Genomic DNA, 22,071 nt, shown 5'->3' with positions numbered 1-22,071 from the left:
TTCGCCCTGCCCGCGAACCCTGAAAGGCGGCCTGCATGGTCTCTCGCGTACGCGTCTGGCTCAACCGCACGTACGCGGAGAACGTGTTCTTCATGGATCAGCTGCGGCGAAATCCGAAGGACCGCGCCGTCGAGATCCACGCCACACACGCCGACGCCGACTCCCCCGTCCTGGCCGCGGCCGACACCGCCGACCTGGAGCCGGAGGGCCTGTCCCCGGCCGGATACGTCGAGTTCGCGCTCGACCAGTGCGCGCGGCGCGGCATCGACGTGTTCGTCCCCCGGCTGCACCAGGCCGAGATCGTCGCCCACCGCGCCGACTTCGAGGCGGTCGGCACGGCGCTGCTCGCGCCGACGCCCGAGGGCGTCGCCGTCTTCCACGACAAGGTGGTCGCCTACGAGGCCGTCCAGGCGGTCGGCGTGCCGGTGCCGCCGTGGTGGCGGGTCCGGACAGCGGACGAACTCGTCGCCGCTGTCGAGGAGTTGGAGGACGGCGGCCACCGGGCGTGCTTCAAGCCGGCGTCCGGCGCCGGCGGTGTGGGCTTCCGCGTGATCACCCGGTCCGCCTTCTCCCTGGAGCAGCTGAACGGGTTCCCCAGCTCCTACGTCCAGCTCGACACGGTCGTGGCGGCGCTGGAGGAGGCCGAGGAGCAGGTCGACTGGCTGGTGATGCCGCGCCTGGAGCAGCCCGAGGTGTCCGTGGACTGCCTCACCGGTCCCGACAACCTGGTCCGGATGGCCATCGGCCGCACCAAGAACGGCCGTCGTCGCGGATTCACCCTTCAGGACCAGTGGCTGGAGCCGGCCCGGCTGATCGCCGAGGGCTTCGGGCTGCACTACCTGTCCAACATCCAGTTCCGGATGCTCGGCGAGCAGCCGGTTCTCATGGACGTCAACACGCGTCCCGCCGGTGGACTCCATCAGCTGTCGCTGTGTGGGGTGAACGCGCCCTGGGCGGCCGTGCAGCTGGCGCTCGGCGAGGACCCCGGGGAGATCGTCCCGCCGTTCCTCGGCCAGGACTACACGGTGGTCTCGGGGCCGCGTCCGCTGCGCGCGGTGTCGCTTCCGCACCAGCGCGCGGAGGAGACGGAGACCCTGCTCCCGGCGGTCCCGGCCCCCGCACCCCAGCCCGACCACACCGCCGTGGCCGCCCCGGCGACGGCGTAGAGCGAAGAGGCCGCCGACCGGGGGCGCGGGGCACGGGATGCGGTGACGTCGCGGGGCACGGGCTGCCGGTGACACCGCAGGGCGCGGCGGCGGCGTGAGGCGCAGGACGCGGCGGCGGCGTGAGGCACACGGCGCGACGGCGATGGCGCACGACAGTGACCCTCACGCCCTGCACCGGCCGGCGCGCCGGGCGCACGCCGTTGGCGTAGCGCCCCTGGCCACATCCGCAGCCACGCCCGCGCCCGCGCCCAACGTCGAACGTCCACGTCACGCCGGCACAGCCGTTCCGCCCGCGCGGGCCCTTTCCTCTCCGTCTGCCGGAACTGTCCCGCGCGGCCGACCCCGAGGTCTACGCTGGTGCGTCCGACGTGGTCCGGCGGTGGGGCGGGCCGAGGAACGGGGGCGGCATGGAACCGGTGTCCATGATCCTCGCGGCGCTGGCCGCCGGGGCGGCCGGGGGCGCGGTCGACGGGGTTCGGGAGTCCGCGAGCACGGCGGCGCGGGGCGCGTACGACCGGCTGCGCACAGCGCTCGCAGGCCGCTTCGGCGGTGACCGGGAGGCCGAAGCCGCCCTGGCCCGCTACGAGGCCGACCCCCTGGACCCTGCCGTGCGCGACGCTCTGGACGCCCAGTTGACGAGGACCGGCGCGGCCGGGGATCCCGAGGTCGTCGACGCGGCCGCCGCCCTGGTCCGGGCCGGCGCCGGGGCCCGCGTGGTGCAGAAGTACGGCCTCCAGGTCGACGGCGACGTGCACGGCCTTGCCCAGGGCGACCGGCAGCAGGTCACCATGCACTTCGGCACACCGCCGCGCGGGGAATGACGGCGGCGGGCCCGGCCCGGACCGCGGTCACCGCCGGCGACGTACGAGGGCTGGTCGTCGGGGACGGGAACGTCGTCCACCAGCACTTCCTGGGCGGCATCACCCGGCTGCCCACGGACTACGCGCAGCGCGTCGGCAACTTCCTGGTGGAGTACCTGGGGACCCCGGGGCGGCCGGTGCCGTTCGGCGGCAGGCGGCGGGAGACGGGACTGCTCGACGCGTGGCTGGCCGACCCCGCCGCCCCGCCCTGCCTGCTGCTGTGCGCGGCGGCGGGGCAGGGCAAGTCGGCGCTGCTGGTGCGCTGGTCGCGGGCCCTGCTCGACCGGGGCGAGGCGGTGGCGTTCGTACCCGCGAGCATCCGCTACCGGACCAACCTCGCCGGTGTGTTCTTCCCCGCGCTGGCCGCGCGCCTCGCCGGACTCCACGGCGACGAGGCCCCCTTGGACTCCCACGCCCCGGCCGAGGTGTGGCGCGGGGTGGTCGCCGACTACCTGGCGCGTCCCCTGCCGGACGGACGCCGGCTGCTGGTCGTCCTGGACGGCCTGGACGAGGCCGCCGACTGGGAGGCGGGGGCGGATCTGCTCCCCGCGGTCCCGCCGCCGGGGCTGCGGGTGGTCGTCTCGGCCCGCACGACCGCCGCCGCGCCGACCGGCGGGGACTGGCTGCGCACGCTGGGTCTGGACGGCCCGGGCCGCGCGGTCTCGCTGCCGCTGGCGGGGCTGACCGAGGACGACGTCCTGCGTCTCGTGGGCGCCGAGGCACCCGGTCCGGCACGCCAGTTGCACCGGCTGAGCGGCGGCGACCCGCTGCTGCTCTCGCTCTATCTGCGCGACGGCCGGCCCGAGGACCTCACCGGGCTCGCGGCCACCCCGCCGGGGCTCGCCGGCTACTTCGACCGGTGGTGGGCGGAGCAACGGCACCAGTGGCGGGACCGGTACGGCGCCTTCGAGGCCCTGGAGGTCGAGCGCCGGGTGGGCGCGCTGATGGCGCTGTTCTCCCGCGCCGCCGGGCCGCTCGGCCGCGACGACCTGACCGCCCTCGACCCGCAGTCGCCGCCGCACGCGATCGCGTCCGCGCTGGTCCCGCTCACCCGTTTCCTCCTCGGCGACGGCCGGACGCATGCCCTCGCGCACTCCCGGCTCGGCGAGTACTGGGCCGAACGGCACCTCGGCGCGGCCGAGTCGCGGCGACTGGACCGGCGGTTCGCCGCCTACGGCCTGGCGCTCGCCCGTGAACTGGGCGAGGGAAGTCTGGCACCGGCCGAGGTCTCGCCGTACGTCGTGCAGTACCTGTCCGCCCATCTGGACCGGATCGCCGCAGGCCCCGAGGACCGGCTCCCGCTGGTGCACGAGCGGTGGCGGCAGGCCTGGCAGCACGTCGAGGGGACCGACAGCGGCTTCCTCGCGGATGTACGGGCGTGCCGGCGGACGCTCGGCGAGGCGAACGGGCGTGCGGTCGCCGAGGGGCGGGCGGCGCCGTATCTCGCGGAGGAAGTCCGGTGCGTCCTGACGGAGAACAGCGTCGTGGACCAGTCCCGCAATCTCTCGCCCGCGCTGCTGTCCGCGCTGGTGGAGCGGGGCATGTGGAGCGCGGCGCAGGCGCTGGCGCACGCCCGGCGGCTGCCCGACCCCGACACCCGGTCGAGAGCTCTGCTCTCAGTCGCCGAACGCCTGCCCGAGGGGCAGCGGCGCGCGGTGTGCGGGGAGGCGATCGCGGCGGCGGAGGAAGAAGGGGTCTACGACCGGGAGACGCTGCTCGGGGACGTGCTCCCCTGGGCGGCACGGCTCGGGGCCGCCCCCGAGGCGTGGGAGGTCGCGCGCCGCCACCGGTACGGCGCTGTCCTCCGGACGGTCCTCCCCCGGCTCGCTCCCCACGCGGACGACGCGTTGCGCCGGGAGGTGCGCCGATGGCTGGAGGAACACATCGAGATCCTCGCCGATTTCGAGAACACCCTCGATGTCACGGGCCGCCATCGCGGTGACACCCTCCTGCTGGCGGGCTGCGCCCCCTATCTGACCGAGGACCGCCGGCGTGCGCTGGAGCGCCGGCTGTCCGACGGCGAGTGGTTCGCGTTCGGCTTCCGCTTTCGGACGCGGCAGCCGGAGGCCGGCGAGGCGGCGTCCCGAGCGGCCGTCGAGGAGGCGTCGCAAGCCTTCGCCCAGGCCATCGCGTTCGACACCGGTGGGACGGACGGAGGTGTGCGGCCGGCCGATCAGGCCGATGCGCTGGTCGCCTTGGGCCCCTGGCTCCCCGACCGTCTGCACGGCCGTCTCGTCGACGCGGTGACGGCACTGCCCCGCCCCTGGCCTCGCACGGACGCCGTCGCGGGCGTCCTCCCGCATGTGCGGGGCGAACCGCGCGAGCGGCTGCTGGCCGCCGTCGAGCTGCTGCCGCTCCACCTCATGCGGTGCAAGGCGTTCCTCGCCGCGGCGGACAGCGAGCAGCACTCCGGCCATCGCGCCCGGTACGCCCTGCGCGCGCTTGACGAGGCCCGCGCCTCGGGCAGCGAAGCGCACTGGCTCGACGTTCTGGTGCAGGAGGGGGACGCGCTGCCCGACTCCGCCCTGCCCGGCCTGGTCGGGACGGCGGCCGCCTCGGAGGACGCCGCCACCGCGCTGGGCTCGCTCACCGCCGCCCATCTGCGTCGCGGACGGGTGCGGGACGCCTTGGCCGTGGCCGCCCGGGTGGCGGAGCCGGCGGAGCGGCCCTGGCTGCTGCTGCCTCACTGCGGGCTGTTGCCCGCGTCGTGCCTGCGGGATCTGGCGCGAGACGTGGAGCGGCTCGCCGGGGGCGCGGAGCTGTGGTGGCTGGTCTCACGTCTCCGGCGACTGGCGGCCGACCTGCCCTCCGAGGTCGTCGACCCGGCGTGTGCGGCGCTGCTCGCCCGGGACGGCCCGGCGCTCGGGGACACGGCGTTCACGCTGCTCCTGGCGCGTCGCACCCCGGGTACGCCGCTGCCGTCCGGGCTGCTCGCCAGGGCCCGGAGCATCGGGGCGGGCTCGTCGGCCGACGAGGAGCAGCAGGAGGGGGCCCTGGTCGGGCTGGTCCGAGCCGGCTACACGAAGACGACCTTGACCATGGGTGCCGACCACACTCGGAGCGTGAAGATCCAGCTCCGGTTCGTCGAGGCCGTCGTCGCGCACGGCTCCGACGCGGACGTCGAAGCCGTGCTGGAACGGTACTTGTCGCCCGCCGAGGCACTGCCGGAGGCGCTGGCCGCGCTGGTGGGCAGAGCGCCGGCCGGGACGCTCCCGCGCGTGCGGGCCGCTGTCGGGCGCATCCCTTCCGGTCCCTCCGCGTGCCTGGTCGCCCGCGCCCTGGCCCGCCGCCTGCTGGACACCGGTCAGCCCGAGGAATCCCTCGAAGTCCTGGTGGGGGCAGCGCTCGGCACATTCGTCGGACCCGTCGCCGAAGCGGCGGCAGAAGTACTGCCCCACGTGCCGCGCCAGGCGCTCTCCGGGTCACTGGACTGGCTCACGCTTCTGGCACGGCGCATTCACGAAGCTGAACTCGTCGAGCGGCTGGCCAAGGCTCTGCCGCCGGACCTGGCCGAGGAGTTGTTCGACCGCCTCCGCGACGGGGACCCCCGTCAACAGGGCCGGCGGCGCGCCGCCGCCTGGGTCGTCGCCGCGTTGCCGACGCCCCGCAGACAGGAGGCGGCCCAGGAACTGTGGGCGGAACTGGAGGCCGAGCGCGGGACGACCGACGATCAGGCATCCACCACCCTGCCCCTGCTGCGCATGCTGCCCGACGCGCAGCAGGACGCGGCTGTCGCTCGCCTGCTGCGCCGCGCGCACGAGACCTCGAACGGGTTCTTCTCAGACGGGGGACGGGTGGACTCTCTACTGCCCTTCCTCCCCGACGACGACCTGGACGAGGCGGTGGAGCACGTCGTGCGGACGTGGTCCACCCATGAGGGGACCGTCGCCGCGCTGGACGCCCGGCTCGCGGAGTCCGGCCGGGCCGGGCTGCTGCACGACCGTCTCCCCCGGCTGCCCCGGAGGCTCAGGACGGTCTTCCTGGTGGGACTGTCACAGCGCGCAGAGCCCGAGGCTGCCCGCGAGATGCTGCGCGAGGCACTGAGGAGCGTCCAGCACATCGGGGACGAGGAAACGGTGCTCACATCGATGGCGGAGACGGCTCGGCAGACGACCGCGCCGCGCAGGCCTCCACTGCTCGCACGCTGCCTGAGCGCCTGCCGACGCGCGCCGACGGCGGCGCTGGAGAGCGACGACGTACTGGAAGCGCTGGCACCGCAGTTGGGCTCCGCGGACCGTGAGGACCTGCTCGCGCGAGCGGTCGCCCACTGGGAGACGCGACGCCCCACCGACCACGGCGTGCTGCACACCGCGTTCCGGCTGATGGCCGGCAACGGACACGCCCGACTCGCGTTGGATCACCTGGCGACGCCTTCGCTGGGTCACGGCTGGGCCGCCGCGTTCTGCGGGGCCGTGCAGTCGTTGCCCGAGGCGCTGATCCCCGAGGCACGCGCGCTAGTCGGGCGGCGACCGGCAGACGACACGCCGTCGGCGTACGTCGCTGTGCTGCTGACGCTGACCGGACGGGTGTCGGCGACCGAACGCGGGCCGCTGGTGGATGAGTTGCTGGAAACACTGCCCTCTCTTCAGCCCGCCGAGTTCGCCGCCGCCCTGCTGGCCGAACTCACCCACGTGTCGCCCGAGCAGCGGACCGCCATCGCCCGACATGTCATGGCGAAGGAACGGCTCTGGCGCGAGAGCCGTGCCCTTGTGCATCTCGACACCGGTGAACTCCTGGCCCTGATGCCGCGTGCGCTCCGCCTTCAGTCGGACGAGGCCGAACTCGCCCTGGGCGCTGCGGCGATGCGGCTGCACCTCCTGGGCGAGACGTCGAGCGCGGTCGGCTTCCTCCGGGCGCACCTGCCGGACGCGGCGTTCTGCCGGGCGGCGGCCTGTCTGCCGCCGACGGTCGACGACGGACGCCTCACCGGCGTCGTCCGGGCCGTCCTCGACTGCGCGCCGCACCCGGACCGCGACCGGGCGCTCCGCGTACTGGCTCCCCATGCCGACGCCGCGAGCTGGGAGCGCCTGCGGGGCGAACTCCGGTCGTTCAGCGGGGAGAACCGCGCCTTCCTCCTCGCCGAGGCCGCCCGCCGCAGCGCGCGAGCCGAGGCCGAGCGGTGGGCCGTGGCGAGCCTGGACCAGGCCGAGGCACTCGTGCCCGAGTCGCCCTACGGCCGTGACGTCTGCGTTCCGCTGCTCGACCGGCTCAAGGACGTGCTGCCGCCCGGCGCGGTCGTCGACAAGGCGCTCCCGCTGCTGACCACCCATCCGGTCCCGGACGACGCGTTGCGGCACCGGGAGATGTTCCGCACGCTGGTCACACCGCTGCTGCCGCAACCGCAACTCTCAGCCTCACAAGCCCTGTTGACCGCATGCCAAGTCAAGCCCCGCGCCGAGACGCTCGCCTGGGTCGGCACCCTCCTCCCCGTCCTGACAACCCTGGGCGGACCGGACACGCCGGAGCGGCTGTTCGACGTCGTCGAGCAGGTCGCCACCGCCTGGCCCTGACCGCGGAAACTTTTTTCTCCGAGTTTCGCCGAGGGGTGTATCAGGGCGCGGGGTGCGCGCTCTAAACGGTGTGACGCCGAAGGTCCGCGGAGGAGATCGGGGGAACACGGGGGCCTCCGCGAGGCCTTTGGCGGAGCGCGCGGGGCCGGTCGACGGGGGGACACCGGGGGAAGGCGCCGCGCACGGGGGGGAAGCACCACGCAGTACAGGAACCGACGGGGGAACGGGGATCGACGGGGGATCCCCGGCACGGGGGATCGGGCCGGCCGGCCGCTGTCACGGGGAGCGACCGGCCGGCCCGAAGCATATGCGGCCGCGCCTCCGGCGGAGCGGGTCAGAAGCGGCCCGATCCCCGGTACAACTCCAGTTCGCCGTCCAATTCCACGGCCAGCACCGTGGCGTACGGGTCGAGATCGGAAGCCGTCGGCGGGTCGATCCACAGCACGCCCACCGCCTCGTGCAGTCCGCCGACGACCCGGTGGGGCAGCTCCGTCCCGCTGCCGAGCACGGTGACCCTGCGGACGGGCGTGACGATCCCGCGGACGCCGATCTCGGCGCGCGGGGCGTCGAACAGGGTGAGGTAGAGCGTGCGGCGGTCGGCGGAGAGGGTGCTCGGTCCGTAGTGGTGCCCGGCGGGCAGTCCGCGCACCGTGCCGTACACGGCGTCGGCGTGCTTCACGATCCACTCCCCCAGGCCTTCAAGCCGCTCGACCTGCGGCTGCGGGATGGTGCCGTCCTCCTTCGGGCCGACGTCGAGCAGCAGGTTGCCGCCCCCGCCGATGGTCTCGGTGAAGTAGCGGACGAGCTGGGCGAGTGACTTGTGGTTGTGGTCGTGGTGCTGGTATCCCCACGAGTCGTTGATCGTCAGGCACAGTTCCCAGGGGCCCTCCGGCGGCACGACGGGGGCGCCCTGCTCGGGGGTCGCGTAGTCGCCCTCGCTGAGCATGCGGGCGTTGAAGACGACGTCAGGGGTGTACGAGCGGATGAGCTCGGCGAGTTGGGGGATGCGCCACTGCTCCTCGCTGCGGTCCCACTCGCCGTCGAACCACATCAGGTCGGGCCGGTGCCGGGAGGCGAGTTCGCGGATCTGGCCGTCGCGGTAGGCGATGAACCGCTCCCAGGCGTCGAGGTCCTCTTCCTCGGCCGGGCATTCGGAGTAGCGGTTGTCCTCCATCTCGGGTGGGCGGCCCGGCTTGCGGGTGGTGGCGTAGTCGGGGTGGTTCCAGTCGGAGTGCGAGTAGTAGAAGCCCACCTTGAGGTTCTTCTCGCGCAGGGCTTCGACGTACCCGGAGACGTAGTCGCGGCCTAGGCCGAGGTCGCCGAATGCGGTGTCCCACAGGGCCACGCCGTCGTGGTGGCGGGTGGTGAGCACGGCGTAGCGGGCTCCCGCGCGGGCGAACAGGTCCGCCCAGGCGCGCGGGTCGTAGCGGGCTCCGGTGAACCGGTCGAGCTGGGACATGTACCGGTCGTGCGGCACGATGTCGTCGTAGAACGACCAGGACTCCTGGACGCCGTCGACGGCGTAGATGCCCCAGTGGACGAAGATCCCCAACTTGGCGTCGGTGAACCAGGGTTGCATGGGCATGGTGGAACTCCTCGGCGGGCTGGGGGCACTTGGGGTTGGGGGGCGGGGCGCGCGCCCCGTCCCCCGGGCCGGCCTTCCTTATCAGCCGTGCGCGGCACGCTCCAGACGGAGCGTCAGGACCTGGAAGGGGCGCAACGTCACGCTGACAGCGCCCTGTTCGTCGGTGTCGGCCGGCTCCAGGGGGCGTTCCAGCAGGTCGGTTACCTGGGCGCCGGCCAGCGGGAAACCCGTGCGCAGGGCGCCGGTAGCGCGGCCGCCCCGGGACTCGTACAGGCGCACCACCACGTCGCCGGAGCCGTCGTCGGCGAGCTTGACCGCCTCCACGGTCACGCCCTCGCCGCTGACGGAGACGACCGGCTCGGGGGCGCCGGCCGCGTCCGCCACGCGCAGCGGGAGGTTGAGGGCGTAGCCCTCGGCGACGGCGTCGTCGATGCTCGCGCCGGGCAGCAGGGAGTAGGTGAAGCGGTGGCGGCCCTGGTCGGCCTCGGGGTCGGGGATGCGCGGGGCGCGGACCAGGCTCAGTCCCACGGTGGTGGTCGTGCCGCCGTCCTCGCGGACCGTGCGGGAGACGTCGTGGCCGTACGTGGAGTCGTTGATGACGGCGACGCCGTAGCCGGGTTCGCCGATGTGCACCCAGCGGTGGCCGGGCACCTCGAAGCGGGCTGCTTCCCAGGTGGTGTTGGTGTGGGTGGGGCGCTGGACGTGGCCGAACTGGATCTCGGCGGAGGAGTGCGCCGCGCGGACGTCGACGGGGAAGCCCGCCTTGAGGATCTTCTCGACCTCGTGCCAGTCGATGTCGGTCTCGAAGTCGATGCGGGCGCTGCCGGCGCGGAGGCTGATCGTCTGCGTGATCGTGGAGCCCTTGCCGAAGGAGCGCGTGACGCGGATCGCGCCGGCCAGCGGGTCGTCCTCGACGACGGTCACCGCGTCGGCGTCCAGGAGGTCGGTGTAGCGGTTCCTGTAGTGCTTGTCGATGTCCCAGGCGTCCCAGCAGTTCGGGAGGTCGGTGTGCAGGCGGAGCAGGTTGCCCGGGCCGGCGAGGACTTCGCGGTTGGCCCGCAGGTCGGTCACGGAGGACAGGGTGCCGTCCGCCGCCACCTCCACCCGGACAAGGCCGTTGTCGAGGACGTGGCCGGTGACCTGGACCGGGTGCGGCGGCTCGGCGCCGGCGGTGAGCGGGGCGCTGCCGCCGGCCGGGACCTCCACGTAGGCGCGGGCGCCGTCGGCGGTGCGGACCACCTCGGCGCGGTCGAAGGGGCTCGTGTTGAACACGCGGGGGCCGCCGGCGCCGAGCGCGGCGACCGCCTGTGCGGTCAGTTCCTCCACCTCGCCCGCCACGCGGGCGTATTCGGCCTCTGCCTCGCGGTGCACCCAGGCGATGGAGGAGCCGGGCAGGATGTCGTGGAACTGGTGCAGCAGGACCGTCTTCCAGAGCCGGTCGAGCTCTTCGTGGGGGTAGGTGTAGCCCGGCGCGTGCAGTGCGGCGGTCGTGGCCCACAACTCGGCCTCGCGCAGGCGGTGTTCGCTGCGGCGGTTGCCCTGCTTGGTGCGGGCCTGGGAGGTGTAGGTGGCGCGGTGCAGCTCCAGGTAGAGCTCGCCGACCCAGACGGGGGCGTCCGGGTACTCCTCGCGGGCCTTGGCGAAGAACGCGTCGGGGTGCTCGATGACGACCTTGGCCGAGCCTTCCAGGTCGGCGAGCCTGCGCGCCCGTTCCATGATCTCGCGGGTGGGGCCGCCGCCGCCGTCGCCCCAGCCGAAGGGCGCCAGGGAGCGGGTGCCGGCGCCCTTCTCGGCGTAGTTGCGGACGGCGCGGTCCATCTCCACGCCGTCGAAGCGGGCGTTGTAGGTGTCGATGGGCGGGAAGTGGGTGAAGATGCGGGTGCCGTCGATGCCCTCCCACCAGAAGGTGTGGTGGGGGAACTTGTTGGTCTGGTTCCAGGAGATCTTCTGGGTGAGGAACCAGTCGTTGCCGGCGAGTTTGGCGAGCTGCGGGTAGGCGGCGGTGTAGCCGAAGGAGTCCGGCAGCCAGACGCCCTTGGTCTCGATGCCGAAGTGCTCGATGAAGAACCGCTTGCCGTGGACGAGCTGGCGGACGATGGCCTCGCCGCCGGGCAGGTTGCCGTCGGCCTCGACCCACATGCCGCCGACCGGGGCCCACTGGCCCTTCTTCACGGACTCCTGGATGCGGGCCCACACGTGGGGGTAGTTGTCGCGCACCCACTCGTACTGCTGTGCCTGGGAGCAGGCGAAGATGAAGTCGTCGTACTCGTCGGCCAGGGACGTCACGTTGGAGAAGGTGCGGGACGTCTTGCGCTTGGTCTCGCGGATGGGCCACAGCCAGGCGGAGTCGATGTGGGCGTGGCCGACGCCGGAGACGGTGTGCGCGCTGGCGTGGGCGGGCTTGGCGAGGACGGGCGCGAGGACGGCGCGGACGTCGGCGGCGCTGCCGGCGACGTCGTCCAGGTCGAGGGCGTCCATGGCGCGGTCGAGGGCGTGCAGGATCTCGTGGCGGCGGGGCTCGTGCTCGCCGAGGTGGACCATGAGCTGGCGCAGCACCTGAAGGTCGAGGTCGAGGTGCCAGACCTCCTCGTCGAGGACGGCGAGGACGGCGCGGCGGAAGGTGTACAGCGGCTTGTCGCCGGCGGTGAGGATGTCGCCGAGCGGGGTGGGGCGCGCGAAGTCGTCGGCCAGGATGTCGGGGTTGGAGGCGGCCTCGACCAGGTAGTCGACGCGTTCGCCGCCCTCGGCGGGGTTGGCGACCGGCACGTACTGGTTGAGCGGGTTGACCGCCTTCAGGGGCCGGCCGTCGGGCAGGTGGACCAGGGCCTCGGCCTGGTTGCCGGGCCAGTCGCCGGTGAAGCCGAGGTCGATGACGGCCTCGACCCGCCGGCCCGCCCACTCGGCGGGAACCTCTCCGGCCATGCGGAACCAGGTCGTGCCCCAGGGCGGCCCCCACGGGGTGTCCATCGTGAAGGGCTCGTACGAGGCGGCCGCCGCCTCCTCGAAGGGGACGGGCTCCCCCGGCGCCTGCCAGGCCTCCACCGTGAGGGGGACGGTGGCCGCGTAGATCGCGGGCTGGATGCGCTGGGTGTGGAGACGCTCGGCGCGCTCCTCGATCCGGTTGCGTTCGTCGTGCATGAGAGGTTCTCCAGACAGGGAGCGGAGAGTGCGGGGAAAGGCTGGGAGAAAGCGCTTTCCGGTCGCGGAGCTTACTTGAGGTACCCGAGGCCGGGGTGCACCCGGGTGTAGCCCTCGACCAGCCTGCGGGCCACGTTGACGGAGTCGACGAGCGGGTGCAGCGCGAAGGCCTTCACCGCCGTCGCCCTGGCGCCGGACTCGGCGGCGCTCAGCACCTCGCGCTCGACCGCCTTGACCGCGCAGACCAGGCCGGTGGCGTGGTCGGGCAGCGGGTCCGCGGCGACGGGGTGCGCGCCGTTGGCGTCGACCAGGCAGGGGACCTCGATGACGGCCTCGGAGTCGAGCGCGGACAGGGTGCCGCCGTTGCGGACGTTGAGGATCAGCGTGGTGCGCTCGTCGCGGGCGATGGCCCGCATCAGCGCCAAGGCGACCTTCTCGTAGCCGCCGGACAGGTCGTCGGCGTCACGTTCGCCCGCACCGGCCGTCTCCCGGTTCTCCGCCATGTAGGTGGCCTCCCGCTCGGCGCGGGTGCGGTCCCAGGCGGTGAGGGCACAGACGCCGGGCTTGCGCGTCTCCTCGTAGAACCGGGCCTGCTGGTCGCGCAGGAAGGCCCCGCGGGTCTGAGCGGCGGCCTTGTAGGCGTCGACGGCTTCCCTGTTGAAGTAGTAGTAGTGCAGGTACTCGTTGGGGATCGCGCCGAGGGACCGCAGCCAGTCGGCGCCGAAGAGCTTGCCCTCCTCGAAGGAGCCGAGCAGGTCGGGGTCGGCGAGCAGGCGCGGCAGTTCGTCGCGGCCGGCCACGCGCAGTCCGCGCACCCAGCCGAGGTGGTTGAGGCCGACGTAGTCGATCCACGCCTCGCGCGGGTCGGCGCCGAGCACCCGGGCGATGCGCCGGCCGAGGCCGACGGGCGAGTCGCAGATGCCGATCACACGGTGGCCGAGGTGGCGGGACATGGCCTCGGTGACCAGTCCGGCCGGGTTGGTGAAGTTGATGACCCAGGCGTCGGGGGCCAGCCGGGCCACCCGGCGGGCGATGTCGATGGCGACCGGTACCGTGCGCAGGCCGTAGGCGATGCCGCCCGCGCCGACGGTCTCCTGGCCGAGGACGCCCTCGTCCAGCGCGACCCGCTCGTCGTTGGCACGGCCCTCCAGACCGCCGACGCGGATCGCGGAGAACACGAAGTCGGCGCCGCGCAGGGCCTCGTCGAGGTCGGTGGTGGCGGTCACCGCGGGGGCGTCGGGCACGCCGTCCGCCTGTTCGGCCAGCACACGGGCGACCGCGTCCAGCCGGCCGGCGTCGAGGTCGTGCAGGACGACCTCGCTCACCCGGCCCGCGCCGCGGTCCGTGAGCAGTGCTCCGTACACCAGCGGCACCCGGAATCCTCCGCCGCCCAGAATCGTCAGTCTCACCCGTGCACCTCTCCTGCCACGATCACCTCGACGCCCGCCTCCTCCAGGGAGGAGCGGGTCGCCGGGTCGACCGGCGCGTTCGTCACCACTGCGTCCAGGTCCTCGGGACCGCAGACCTTCGCCATCCCGGTACCCGGGAACTTCGCCGCGTCGGCGAGCAGGACGGCTCTGTCGCTCGCCTTGATCATGGCTCTCTTGACCGGCACCTCGACGACCGTCGTGTCCATCACCTGCCCGCCGGGGCGCACGCCGCTGGTGCCGAGGAAGAGCCAGTCGGCGTGCAGCTGGCGCAGGTTGTCCTCGGTGAGGAAGCCGACCAGGGAGCGGTACTCGCGGCGGACCATGCCGCCGAGCAGCACCAGCTCGATGCCCTCGTCGTCGGCGAGTTCCTCGTAGACCACCAGGTTGCTGGTGATCACGGTGAGCCGGCGGCCGTGCAGCTGCCGGGCCAGCCGGTAGGCGGTGGTGCCGATGTCGAGCAGCACCGACTGCCCGTCCTGGACCATCGCCGCGGCGCGCGCGGCTATGGCGTCCTTCTCGGGCACCCGCACCTCGGCGACCTCGGCGAAGGGCTGGTCGCCCTCGTCGGCGACGGCGCCGCCGTGCACCCGCGTCAGCAGCCCGTCCTCCTCCAGTTTGACCAGGTCGCGCCTGATCGTGGCGGGGCTCACGCCGAGCTGCCCGGAGAGATCGGTCACGGCCGCGGGACCGCCGGAGCGCAGGGCCCGCAGGATGAGTTGGTGTCGTCGTTCTGCCAGCACGCCATGGACACTACTCGTCATCTTCAATCATTTCCATGCTCAGTTCTGCTCGGGTATTGACCAATCCCTCGGAGCGGCGCACGATTCCGGTCACGAAATGAAGAAGTTTGACGAACCCTCCGCGTTCCCCCCGACGAGAGGACGTTTCCGTGGACGACGACCGGCCCGACGTGCTGCTGACCGGGCTGCTCTTCTACGACCTCGTCCTCACGGGGCTGGCGAAGCCCCCGACCCCGGGTGAGGAGGTCTGGACGGCCGGCATGGGCTGCGGCCCCGGCGGCATCGCCAACCTCGCGGTGGCCGCCTCCCGGTTCGGCCTGCGGACCTCGCTGGCCACCGTCTTCGGCGACGACTTCTACGGCGGCCACTGCCGGGAGGTGCTCGCCGGGCAGGAGGGCGTCGACCTCTCGCTCTCCCGCACGGCCGACGGCTGGCCCACCCCCGTCACCGTGGCCCTGGCCCAGGGCCACGACCGGGCGCTGGTCACCCACGGCCAGGAGCCGCCGTACTCGCAGGACGCCCTGATGGCCGACCCGCCCGAGGCGCGCACCGCCCTCGTGCACATCGAGGCCGAACCGCGCGCGTGGCTCGGCAAGGCCGCCGCGAACGGCACCCTGATCTACGCCGACGTCGGCTGGGACCCGACCAGTCAGTGGTCCCGCGACCTCCTGGACCAGCTCGCCCTGTGCCACGCCTTCCTCCCCAACGAGGCCGAGGCGATGGCCTACACCCGCACCGAGAGCGCCATCGCAGCCCTCGGCACACTGTGCGAACTGGTCCCGGTGGCCGTGGTGACGCGGGGCGGGGACGGCGCGATCGCCGTCGACCAGACGACCGGCGAGTACGCGGAGGTCCCCGCCCTCGACGTCGACGTGCTGGACGCCACGGGCGCGGGGGACGTCTTCGGCGCGAGCTTCGTCGCCGCCTCGCTGGGCGGCTGGCCGCTGGCGGAGCGGCTGCGGTTCGCGGTGCTGGCCGCCGGGCTGTCCGTCCGGCACCACGGCGGCGCGCTCGCGGCGCCCGGCTGGTACGGCGTGGACCGCTGGTGGCGCTCGCTGACCGACCCCGCGCTGAAGCGGGCGTACGGCTTCCTCGCGGACCGGCTGCCGGCCGACCCCGGCCCGCCCGTCCGGCACGCCCCCGTGACCCCGCCGGACCCACGGCGCTGAGCCATGGCCCGGCGCGAGGAACGGACCGCCGTGAACGGGCGCGGGACACCGGCCGACGGCGGCCCCGCGAGAGCACCGCTCCCCCGACGGCACACCACCGCACGGTTCCCACCGGGACCGGGTGAGAGCACCCCTCCCCCGACGACTCATGACCGCACGGACACACCCGGACCGGGCGAGAGCACCGGTCACCCAGGCGCGCGAGGGAGCCGGACGTCTCCGGCGCACGCGAGCGCCCATCCCCGGCGAGAGCACTGATCCCCCAGTAGGCATGCGAAGAAGCGAAGAGATCCGAAAGGCGGTGGGAGCTGTGCGGCTCTCACGAAGAGGCCTGCTCCGCGCGGGCGCGGCCGGCACGGCCGCCACGGCGTTCGGCGGCCTGGCGTCCGGCTGCGCGGTCCCGGCCGGCTCCACCGGGCGCGACATGGTCCTGTGGTACTGGAGCGGCGGTCTGAGCGACACCGTCGTGAAGAACGCGAAGGCCCGCTACGGCGGCGAGGTGAGCCTGAAGGCCGTCCAGATCGGCGGCTACTACCGCTCCAAGCTGATCACCACGATGGCCGGGCGCGCCCACATCCCCGACATCGCGGGGCTGAAGGGCGAGGACATGGCGTCCTACCTGCCCGACGCCGGCCAGTTCGTGGACCTGCGCACGCTGGGCGCGGACCGGTACCGCGGCGGGTACCTGCCGTGGAAGTGGGACCAGGGCGTCGCCGACGACGGCACGATGGTCGGCTTCCCCATCGACTGCGGCCCGGTCGCGCACTACTACCAGTACGCCGTCTTCCGCCGGGCGGGGCTGCCCTACGAGCCGGCCGACGTCTCCGCGGAGCTGAACACCTGGGAGAAGTTCTTCGGCGCGGGCGAGCAGCTGAAGAAGCGGATACCGGGGACCTGTCTGCTCACCGACGTCAACAGCGTCTTCGAGAACGCGGTGCAGCAGGGCGGCAAGCGGTACGTCGACAAGGACCGCCGCTTCATCGGCGACCAGGAGCACGTGCGCCGGGCCTGGGACCTGGCCGTGGAGGCCAAGCGGCGCGGCATCGTCTCCGACATCGTCAACGGCACCCCGGACCAGTTGTCGGCGATCGAGTCCGGCAAGCTGCCCAGCCAGCTCGGCGCCTCCTGGGCCACCGGCGACCTCAAGAACGGCGTGCCGAAGACGGCCGGCCGGTGGCGGGTGGCGGACATGCCGGTGCGGCCGTCCAACAACGGCGGCTCCTTCCTGTCGATCACCAAGGCGTGCCGCGATCCCGAGCAGGCCTTCCGGATCATCACCTGGCTGCTGGACCCGGCGAACCAGGCGCGGGGCTTCGTCGACGCGGGCCTGTTCCCCTCCACCCCGGCCTCGTACGGCATGGCGGAACTGCGCGAGCCCGACCCCTTCTTCGGCGGCCAGGTGACGATGGACGTCTTCGGGCCCGCCGCGCAGAAGATCACGGTCGCCTACAACAGCCCGTACGACGTGGCGCTCGGGCAGCCGGTCAAGGACGAGATCAAGAACGTCGGCGTCCTCGGCAAGGACCCGAAGAGAGCCTGGAGTGACGCCATGGGCAAATGCCGGCGCATCGCCGAACACCTGGGGGTGAGCTACTGATGGCCACCGTCCCCGCACTGGAGAAGCCCCCGGTCGCCGTGGTGGAGACGCCCGTCGCACGGCCGCGGGCGGCGCTGCGCAAGCACTGGCACCTCTACGCCGCGATCTCGCCGTTCTATCTGCTGTTCCTCGCCTTCGGCCTGGTGCCGGTCGGGTTCTCCCTCTACCTCTCCCTGCACCGCTGGGACGGCCTCGGCTCGATGGAGTGGGCCGGTCTGTCGCAGTACCGGTATCTGATCGGGGACTCGGAGTTCTGGAGCTCGATCGGGAACACCCTCGTCATCTGGGCGCTCGCCACCTTCCCGATGATCTTCCTGGCGATGGTGACGGCCGTGATGCTCAACTCGGCGGTCCGGTTCAAGAACGTCTACCGGTTCGCCTACTTCCTGCCCAACGTCACCTCGGTGGTGGCGGTCGCCATCGTCTTCGGCTCGGTCTTCTCCACCGACTTCGGTCTGGTCAACGCCCTGTTGCAGGCGGTCGGACTGGACCAGGTGGCGTGGCTGAACACCCCCTGGGGCATCAAGGTCGCCATCGCGACGCTGATGACCTGGCAGTGGACCGGGTACAACGCGATCATCTTCCTCGCCGGCCTGCAGACGGTCCCGGGCGAGCTGTACGAGGCGGCGCGCATCGACGGCGCCGGTCCGGTGCAGACGTTCTTCCGGGTCACGCTGCCGATGATGCGGCCGGTGCTGCTGTTCGTGCTGGTGGTCTCGACGGTGACCGGCCTGCAGAGCTTCTCCGAACCGCAGGTGCTGCTGCAGACCACCGCCAACGACTCGACGTTCTCCGGCGGCCCGGACCACGCGGGGCGCACGATGGTCCTCTACTTCTTCCAGCAGACCTTCGACAACAACGACTTCGGCTACGGCGCCGCCGTCGCGTGGGGCATCTTCCTCGTCGTCGTCCTCTTCTCGATCATCAACTGGCGTCTGGTGCAGCGCCGGGGCGAAGACTAGGAGGGTCTGACGCCATGGCTTCCATCCACGACACGAAGCGGCCCGGGGCGATCCACGGCTCCCGGCGCCGGGGCCTCGCACTGCACACCGTGCTGATCCTCGGACTGCTGCTCTCGGCCTTCCCGTTCTACTGGGCCGTGATCATGTCGACGCACACCTCGTCGGAGATCTTCTCCTACCCGCCGAAGCTGCTGCCGGGCTCGCACTTCGTGGAGAACGTCCGCAGCCTGTTCCGCACGGTCGACTTCTTCGGCTCGATGGCCAACTCCCTGCTGGTGGCGGGGTCGGTGACGTTCCTGGTGCTGCTCTTCGACTCGCTGGCGGCGTTCGTCTTCGCCAAGTTCGACTTCCCCGGCAAGCGGACGCTGTTCGTGCTGCTGATGTTCATCTTCATGGTCCCGGCGCAGCTCGCGGCGATCCCGCAGTTCGTCATCATGGCGAGGATCGGCTGGATCGGCTCGATGACCGCGCTGATCGTGCCGGCCGCCGCGAACGCCTTCGGCATCTTCTGGATGCGCCAGTACATGAAGGGCGCGATCCACGACGAACTCCTCGACGCCTCCCGCATCGACGGCGCGAGCTTCCTGCGCCAGTACTGGCACGTGGCGCTGCCGGTCGTCCGGCCGGGCCTGGCCTTCCTCGCCATCTTCACCTTCATGGGCCAGTGGAACGACTACGCCTGGCCGCTGATCGCCCTGACGAACCCGGACAACGTCACCCTCCAGGTCGCGCTGTCCCAGCTGAACGGGACCCACGGCACGACGGACTACGGGATGGTCATGACGGGCGCGCTGCTCGCCCTGATCCCGCTGCTCGTCGTGTTCGCGATCGGCGCCCGCCAGATCATCGCGGACCTCGGCAAGGGAGCCATCAAGTGACCGACCCCCTGTCCCCCGCGGCCGACCCGCTGATCGCGCTGCGCCCCTGGGAGTCGCCCGAGACGACCTCCTGGCGGCGGCTGCCCATGAACGCCGTCGACCGGCGCGCCGGCGCTCACGTCCTGGACGGCGAGTGGCGCTTCCAGCTGCTGTCCGCTCCGGACGCGCCGGCCGGCGGCACATGGTCGACGGCGGCCGTCCCCGGCGTGTGGACGTTGCAGGGAACTGCGGACCTGCCCCAGTACCTGAACATCCGGATGCCGTTCGCGCAGTTCCCGCCGGCGTCGCCCGAGCGCAATCCGACGGGCGTGTACGAGCGGGAGGTCGACGTGCCCGCCGACTGGGCCGGGCGGCGGATCGTGCTCCAGGTCGGGGCCGCGGAGAGCGTGCTGCTGGTGCACGTGGACGGGCGGCCCGCCGGCCTGTCCAAGGACTCCCACCTGGCCGCCGAGTTCGACCTGACGGACGTGGTGCGCGCCGGGGAGCGGGCCGTCGTACGGCTGACCGTCGTCAAGTGGTCGGACGCCTCGCACATCGAGGACCAGGACCAGTGGTGGCACGGCGGGATCACCCGCTCGGTCCTGCTGTACGCGACCGACCCGCTGCATCTGGCCGACGTGGCGGTGCGGGCGTCGCTCGGCGGTGAACTGCGGGTGGACTGCCGGGTGCGGGACGCGCGCGGGGCGCTGCCCGCGGGCTGGCACGTCAGCGCGGAGCTGGACGGGCTGCCGCTCACGCCGGACACCGCCTTCGACCTGGCCAACGCCGAGGACGGGCGCGTCTCCGACTTCCTCGGCGAGGCCCGGCTGCTCGCGCGGGTGCCCGACGTGCGCCCGTGGACCGCCGAGACGCCCGAGCTGTACGGCCTGACCGTCCGGCTGCACCGCGCGGACGGCACGGTCGCCGACGTGTCCCGGCACCGGGTTGGCTTCCGCGACGTGGAGATCGCCGGACGGGACCTGCTGATCAACGGGGAGCGCGTCTTCATCCGGGGCGTCAACCGGCACGACTTCCATCCGCTGACCGGGCGCACCGTGTCGTACGACGACATGCGGGCCGATCTGGTGCTGCTCAAGCGGTTCGGCTTCAACGCGATCCGCACCGCACACTATCCGAACGACCCGGCGCTGTACGACCTCGCCGACGAACTCGGCTTCTACCTCGTCGACGAGGCGGACATCGAGTCCCACGACCACGCCCACGAGATCGCCGAGGACCCCCGCTATCTGAACGCCTTCGTGGACCGGGTCTCGCGCATGGTGCTGCGGGACAAGAACCACCCGTCGATCGTCGTCTGGTCGCTGGGCAACGAGTCCGACTACGGCGCGGGCCACGACGCGGCGGCCGGCTGGGTGCGCCGCCACGACCCGACGCGGCCGGTGCAGTACGAGGGGGCCGCCAAGCGCGGCTGGGCCGACCCGGACGTGGCCTCCGACATCGCCTGCCCGATGTACGCGCCGCTGGAGGACTGCCTGGCGCACGCCCTGTCGGGGCAGCAGACCAAGCCGCTCATCCAGTGCGAGTACTCCCACGCGATGGGCAACAGCAACGGCACGCTCGCCGACCACTGGGCCGCCATCGAGGCCACCCCGGGTCTTCAGGGCGGGTTCATCTGGGAGTTCTGGGACCACGGAATCCTCCAGCGTGTGAACGACGCGGGACCGGCCGGCCGTGAGGGCGCCGGACACTATGACAACGGTGTCGCCGCGCCCGGCTACCGCTGGGCCTACGGCGGCGACTTCGGCGAGCGGGAGCACGACGGGGCGTTCATCGCGGACGGCGTGGTCTTCCCCGACCGCACGCCCAAGCCCGTGATGTACGAGCACCGGGAGCTCGCGGCGCCCGTGCGGCTGACGGGCTCGCGGCACGAGGGCCTGGTCCTCTCCAACCACCAGCACTTCCGCGGTCTGGAGTGGCTCGCGGCCGAGTGGGAGCTGTCCCTCGAGTACGGCGGCACCCTGACCGCGCCGGCCGAACTGCCGCCGCTGCGGCCGGGCGAGACGGCGGTGGTGCCGCAGCCCTTCGAGCTGCCGGAGGACGGCGGCGAGGCGTGGCTGACGCTGCGGGTGCGCACCGCGCACGACCTGTCGTGGGCGCCGTGCGGGACCGAGGTGTGCGCGCCGCAGTTGCGGCTGCGGGCGGCCGAGCCGGTCGAGGAGCGGTCGGTGGCGGCGCGCGTGGAGGTCGACGACGAGGGGCTGCTGGTGCATCCGCTGCTGAGCGCGGCGCCCACGCTGTCGCTGTGGCGGGCCCCGACCGACAACGACGAGCTGGGCGGTGCGGCGCGGCGCTGGCGGGAGTGGGGACTTGACGCGCTCGTGCGCGAGCCGGTGTCGGTGGGCCGGCACGGCCTGTCGGTGACGGTGGTCGCCGAGTACGCGGGCCAGGCGGGCGTGGTGCGGCACCGGCAGGTGCTCACGCCGGTCGAGGGCGGGGTGCGCGTCGAGGAGGAGGCCGAGCTGCCGGAGGAGTTCGACGACGTGGCGCGGGTGGGTTCGGTGTTCGAGACGGTCCCGGGACCGGACCTGCTGGAGTGGTTCGGTCAGGGCCCCTGGGAGTCGTACCCGGACCGCTGTGCGGGAGCCGCGGTGGGCCATCACTCGGTCCCCGTGGACGCGCTGTTCACGCCCTACCTGCGGCCGCAGGAGAGCGGGGGCCGGCACGGGGTGCGGCGCTTCACGCTGTCCGCGCCGGACGCCACGGGTGTCGCGGTGACCCTGGACGAGCCCCGTCAGGTGTCCGTCACCCGGTACCGCGCCGAGGAGCTGGCGGCGGCCGCCCATCACGACGAACTGACGCCGCGCGCGGGCTGCGTGGTGCACATCGACGCGGCGCACCGGGGCCTGGGCACGGCGTCCTGCGGCCCCGACACCTTCCCCTCCTACCTCGTCGCACCGGGCGTCCACCGCTGGAGCTGGACCCTGCGCGTCCTGTAGCCGCCCGCCCCCGACTCCCCTTCCTGCACGACTTACGTCACCCGGCTTTCCCACCGGGATCGCCTCCGCCGGCCTGCCCTGGCTGCTCGGCGGCTACGAG

The 22,071-nt window shown here is 72.8% G+C and carries 12 protein-coding genes; 8 read left to right on the top strand and 4 right to left on the bottom strand.

From position 1 onward, the window contains the following. Window positions 1–35: 35 nt before the first annotated feature. The 3 genes from ACFYXA_RS03330 (at window position 36) to ACFYXA_RS03320 (ending at window position 7,536) form a co-directional block, all read left to right on the top strand. Window positions 36–1,166 (top strand): ATP-grasp domain-containing protein, encoded by a 1,131-nt coding sequence (locus ACFYXA_RS03330; RefSeq protein ID WP_351340926.1) that lies wholly within the window; start codon window positions 36–38, stop codon window positions 1,164–1,166. A gap of 407 nt (window positions 1,167–1,573) precedes the next feature. Next, window positions 1,574–1,987, top strand: a complete 414-nt coding sequence (locus ACFYXA_RS03325) for a hypothetical protein (RefSeq protein ID WP_389027782.1) — start codon at window positions 1,574–1,576, stop codon at window positions 1,985–1,987. Next, complete coding sequence (locus ACFYXA_RS03320; protein WP_389027780.1) at window positions 1,984–7,536, top strand: hypothetical protein; 5,553 nt, start codon at window positions 1,984–1,986, stop codon at window positions 7,534–7,536. The genes ACFYXA_RS03325 and ACFYXA_RS03320 overlap by 4 nt, the downstream gene beginning before the upstream one ends. Window positions 7,537–7,870: 334 nt before the next feature. On the opposite strand, the gene ACFYXA_RS03315 is transcribed toward ACFYXA_RS03320, so the two are convergent. From ACFYXA_RS03315 to ACFYXA_RS03300, 4 genes are all read right to left on the bottom strand, one after another. Continuing rightward, a complete protein-coding gene (locus ACFYXA_RS03315; protein WP_389027778.1) occupies window positions 7,871–9,121 on the bottom strand; it encodes an alpha-L-fucosidase in 1,251 nt (416 codons plus the stop codon). A gap of 81 nt (window positions 9,122–9,202) precedes the next feature. After that, complete coding sequence (locus ACFYXA_RS03310; protein ID WP_389027776.1) at window positions 9,203–12,259, bottom strand: alpha-mannosidase; 3,057 nt, start codon at window positions 12,257–12,259, stop codon at window positions 9,203–9,205. Between the two features lie 71 nt (window positions 12,260–12,330). Next, window positions 12,331–13,668 (bottom strand): 6-phospho-beta-glucosidase, encoded by a 1,338-nt coding sequence (locus ACFYXA_RS03305; protein WP_389027774.1) that lies wholly within the window; start codon window positions 13,666–13,668, stop codon window positions 12,331–12,333. After that, the gene (locus tag ACFYXA_RS03300) at window positions 13,665–14,429 is read right to left on the bottom strand and encodes a DeoR/GlpR family DNA-binding transcription regulator (protein ID WP_352251022.1); all 765 of its coding nucleotides are present in this window, start codon (window positions 14,427–14,429) and stop codon (window positions 13,665–13,667) included. The genes ACFYXA_RS03305 and ACFYXA_RS03300 overlap by 4 nt, the downstream gene beginning before the upstream one ends. Window positions 14,430–14,578: 149 nt before the next feature. Here ACFYXA_RS03300 and ACFYXA_RS03295 point away from each other — a divergent pair, with 149 nt between their 5' ends. From ACFYXA_RS03295 to ACFYXA_RS03275, 5 genes are all read left to right on the top strand, one after another. Then, window positions 14,579–15,598 carry a carbohydrate kinase family protein gene (locus ACFYXA_RS03295; protein WP_389027771.1) on the top strand — a complete coding sequence of 340 codons (1,020 nt, stop codon included), beginning with the start codon at window positions 14,579–14,581 and terminating at the stop codon, window positions 15,596–15,598. Between the two features lie 310 nt (window positions 15,599–15,908). Next, on the top strand, window positions 15,909–17,195 hold the full coding sequence (locus tag ACFYXA_RS03290) for an ABC transporter substrate-binding protein (protein ID WP_389027769.1): 1,287 nt from the start codon (window positions 15,909–15,911) through the stop codon (window positions 17,193–17,195). Beyond that, entirely contained in the window at window positions 17,195–18,157 is a 963-nt protein-coding gene (locus tag ACFYXA_RS03285) for a carbohydrate ABC transporter permease (RefSeq protein WP_389027767.1), read from the top strand. Before ACFYXA_RS03290 ends, ACFYXA_RS03285 begins: the two co-directional genes overlap by 1 nt. 14 nt (window positions 18,158–18,171) lie before the next feature. Further along, a complete protein-coding gene (locus tag ACFYXA_RS03280) occupies window positions 18,172–19,035 on the top strand; it encodes a carbohydrate ABC transporter permease (RefSeq protein WP_389027765.1) in 864 nt (287 codons plus the stop codon). Beyond that, window positions 19,032–21,971 (top strand): glycoside hydrolase family 2 TIM barrel-domain containing protein, encoded by a 2,940-nt coding sequence (locus ACFYXA_RS03275; protein ID WP_389027763.1) that lies wholly within the window; start codon window positions 19,032–19,034, stop codon window positions 21,969–21,971. The genes ACFYXA_RS03280 and ACFYXA_RS03275 overlap by 4 nt, the downstream gene beginning before the upstream one ends. The last annotated feature ends 100 nt before the right edge of the window (window positions 21,972–22,071 follow it).

Source organism: Streptomyces sp. NPDC002566, from assembly GCF_042889585.1.
Classification (GTDB): domain Bacteria; phylum Actinomycetota; class Actinomycetes; order Streptomycetales; family Streptomycetaceae; genus Streptomyces.
Note: the sequence above shows the minus strand (reverse complement) of the source record. Positions and strands in the feature narration are given on the sequence as shown.

Excerpts from the sequence above, each read along its gene's own strand:
- ACFYXA_RS03330 (WP_351340926.1), top strand. The coding sequence starts at position 36 with ATGGTCTCTCGCGTACGCGTCTGGCTCAACCGCACGTACGCGGAGAAC.
- ACFYXA_RS03325 (WP_389027782.1), top strand. The coding sequence starts at position 1,574 with ATGGAACCGGTGTCCATGATCCTCGCGGCGCTGGCCGCCGGGGCGGCC.
- ACFYXA_RS03320 (WP_389027780.1), top strand. The coding sequence starts at position 1,984 with ATGACGGCGGCGGGCCCGGCCCGGACCGCGGTCACCGCCGGCGACGTA.
- ACFYXA_RS03315 (WP_389027778.1), bottom strand. The coding sequence starts at position 9,121 with ATGCCCATGCAACCCTGGTTCACCGACGCCAAGTTGGGGATCTTCGTC.
- ACFYXA_RS03310 (WP_389027776.1), bottom strand. The coding sequence starts at position 12,259 with ATGCACGACGAACGCAACCGGATCGAGGAGCGCGCCGAGCGTCTCCAC.
- ACFYXA_RS03285 (WP_389027767.1), top strand. The coding sequence starts at position 17,195 with ATGGCCACCGTCCCCGCACTGGAGAAGCCCCCGGTCGCCGTGGTGGAG.
- ACFYXA_RS03280 (WP_389027765.1), top strand. The coding sequence starts at position 18,172 with ATGGCTTCCATCCACGACACGAAGCGGCCCGGGGCGATCCACGGCTCC.